This is a genomic window from Ruegeria sp. BHSC223, from assembly GCF_059613025.1.
This window is the reverse complement of record NZ_JBXWRR010000034.1, coordinates 1-3,518: the sequence shown is the minus strand read 5'-3', so window position 1 is coordinate 3,518 and position 3,518 is coordinate 1. Positions and strand designations below refer to the sequence as shown.

Here is a 3,518-nt window from a genome sequence, read left to right as displayed (position 1 = left end):
TTAGAGAGAATTGAGTATTTATTAGGTTTGGCGGTGACCTACTCTCCCGGGGCTTGAGCCCGAGTACCATTGGCGCGGAGGCACTTAACTTCCGGGTTCGGGAAGGGACCGGGTGTATTGCGCTCGCTATGACCACCAAACCGAATAAATACTCACTGTCCGCGTTGCGGACAGTGAGAGTGGCAGGCAGCGTTTTCCGCAGGAAAGCGCGTTGCCACCCGTTTTGTCCGGGCGGAGGGTATCAATCCGGTGCAATCCAGTTTTGGATTGTCACGTGTTGTCCAAGTTTTTTGGTGCTTTTGGTTCTTGATTTGGCCTGGCGCGCGGAGCGCTGGAGGCCATTTGATCAGTCTTTCTGTTACTGGATCGGATCAAGCCTATCGGGCGATTAGTACCGGTCAACTGAACGCATTGCTGCGCTTACATCTCCGGCCTATTGACGTGGTGGTCTTCCACGGCCCTCAGGGATACCTTGTTTTGAGGGGGGCTTCCCGCTTAGATGCCTTCAGCGGTTATCCTGTCCGATCATAGCTACCCTGCACTGCTGCTGGCGCAACAACAGGTCCACCAGTGGATCGTTCACCCCGGTCCTCTCGTACTAGGGGCAACTCCTCTCAAGTATCCTACACCCACGGCAGATAGGGACCGAACTGTCTCACGACGTTCTAAACCCAGCTCACGTACCTCTTTAAACGGCGAACAGCCGTACCCTTGGGACCTGCTCCAGCCCCAGGATGAGATGAGCCGACATCGAGGTGCCAAACACTGCCGTCGATATGGACTCTTGGGCAGTATCAGCCTGTTATCCCCGGCGTACCTTTTATCCGTTGAGCGATGGCCCTTCCACTCGGGACCACCGGATCACTATGGCCGACTTTCGTCTCTGCTCGACTTGTCAGTCTTGCAGTCAGGCTGGCTTCTGCCATTGCACTCAACGAGCGATTTCCGACCGCTCTGAGCCAACCTTCGCGCGCCTCCGTTACGCTTTAGGAGGCGACCGCCCCAGTCAAACTACCCGCCACGCAGGGTCCCGGATCCGGATGACGGACCGCGGTTAGACATCAAGAGTGCGAAGGGTGGTATCTCAAGGGAGGCTCCACGGGAACTGGCGTTCCTGCTTCAAAGCCTACCACCTATCCTGCACATCACAATCCTGATGCCAGTGCGAAGCTGTAGTAAAGGTGCACGGGGTCTTTCCGTCTAACCGCGGGAAGCCTGCATCTTGACAGGCAATTCAATTTCGCTGAGTCGATGTTGGAGACAGCGGGGAAGTCGTTACGCCATTCGTGCAGGTCGGAACTTACCCGACAAGGAATTTCGCTACCTTAGGACCGTTATAGTTACGGCCGCCGTTTACCTGGGCTTCAATTCGGAGCTTGCACCCCTCCTTTTAACCTTCAGGCACCGGGCAGGCGTCAGACCCTATACGTCGTCTTGCGACTTCGCAGAGCCCTGTGTTTTTAATAAACAGTCGCCACCCCCTGGTTTGTGCCCCCGGATCCAAGTTGCCTTGAACCCGGGCCTCCTTCTCGCGAACTTACGGAGGTATTTTGCCGAGTTCCTTCAACATCGTTCTCTCAAGCGCCTTGGTATTCTCTACCAGTCCACCTGTGTCGGTTTAGGGTACGGTCTGATGGAGGGCTATTTCCAGGGACCACTCAGCAGCCCGACCAATCCGATAAGGTCGAACTACATCCGTGATCCGTCACATCCTCCTGGCCCAGGAATATTAACCTGGTTCCCATCGCCTACGCCTTTCGGCCTCGGCTTAGGGGCCGGCTTACCCTGCTCAGATTAGCTTTAAGCAGGAACCCTTGGACTTTCGGCGAGAGTGTCTCTCACACTCTTTGTCGCTACTCATGTCATCATTCTCGCTAGTGATCTCTCCACGGGATCGCTCACGCGCCCGCTTCATCGAAAGGACTCTATCCTGCGCTACCGCCTATTCGGCTACTTGAGCGCGATTTCTCGCGTCAAATGACCGGCGGCAATACAGGACAAGTCCTATGTCACACTACGCTCCGCTACCATGCCTTGCGGCATCCTCAGCTTCGGCTCATGGCTTGAGCCCCGTTACATCTTCGCCGCAGGACGTCTTGATTAGACCAGTGAGCTGTTACGCTATCTTTAAAGGATGGCTGCTTCTAAGCCAACCTCCTGGTTGTTTTGGACATCCCACCTGCTTTCCCACTTAGCCATGAATTGGGGGCCTTAGCTGGAGGTCAGGGTTGTTTCCCTCTCCACTACGGGCGTTAGCACCCGCAGTGTGTCTGCCATCTAGTACTCCCGGGTATTCGGAGTTTGGTTAGGATCAGTAAGCCTGTGGGGCCCCATTACCCATCCAGTGCTCTACCCCCCGGGGTATTCGGATGACGCTCTACCTAAATAGATTTCGCGGAGAACCAGCTATCTCCGAGTTTGATTGGCCTTTCACCCCTAGGCACAGCTCATCCCGATCCTTTTCAACGGATGTGGGTTCGGTCCTCCAGCAAGTGTTACCTTGCCTTCAACCTGGCCATGCCTAGATCACTCGGTTTCGGGTCTGATCCCACGAACTCGACGCCCTATTAAGACTCGCTTTCGCTGCGCCTACACCTAACGGCTTAAGCTTGCTCGTGAGACCAAGTCGATGACCCATTATACAAAAGGTACGCCGTCAGGACGCTAGGTCCCTCCGACTGCTTGTAGGCGTCCGGTTTCAGGTACTGTTTCACTCCCCTCGTCGGGGTGCTTTTCACCTTTCCCTCACGGTACTGGTTCGCTATCGGTCAGCAAGGAGTACTTAGCCTTCGAAGGTGGTCCTCCGATCTTCAGACAGGATTTCACGTGTCCCGCCCTACTTAATACGTCCCATCGAACTTCGAATACGGGGCTGTCACCCGCTATGGCCATGCTTCCCAACATGTTCTTCTCATTCTCAAGGCTCGGCTGGTCCCCGTTCGCTCGCCACTACTAGGGGAGTATCAATTGATTTCCTTTCCTCCGGGTACTTAGATGTTTCAGTTCCCCGGGTTTGCTCTTAAAACCCTATGTATTCAGGTCTTAAGTACCTGTTCATGCTCATTATTGATAGCGAGGCTAACAATAACAAACATTCAGGTGGGTTGCCCCATTCGGAGATTCATGGATCAAAGCCTATTCTCGGCTCCCCATGACTTATCGCAGAGTATCACGTCCTTCATCGCCTCTTGCTGCCAAGGCATCCACCAAACGCCCTTCTCGCGCTTGATTCGATCCAGAAAAAGAGAGACTGATTAGCGCCCTACCGCCTTGCGGCTACTTGAGGGCTCCAACTCTCACGGCCCGGGCTGGTTCGACCAGGCCTTGTTTCTGAACCAAAAGTCACTTTTCCCGCTCAGCCCGTCAGGGCTGAACATATTGGTGCGTATCCTCGCGGACCGCACCGGGTTAGTGTACTTGACTTGGACAACGTCTGTTCGTTTCAACAGGGATACGTCAGATCGAGCCGGCTAGACCCAATCCACGCCTTCCGCTCTCTTTTATATGTCCTACCGCCT

General features: G+C 54.7%; 2 rRNA genes. Both read right to left on the bottom strand.

Features of this window, described 5'->3' with window-relative positions:
- Positions 1-25 precede the first annotated feature (25 nt).
- Positions 26-140 (bottom strand): 5S ribosomal RNA (gene rrf, locus AC2FNY_RS20940).
- A 227-nt stretch (positions 141-367) separates the two neighbouring features.
- Positions 368-3,231: ribosomal RNA gene (locus AC2FNY_RS20935) — 23S ribosomal RNA — on the bottom strand.
- Positions 3,232-3,518 lie beyond the last annotated feature (287 nt).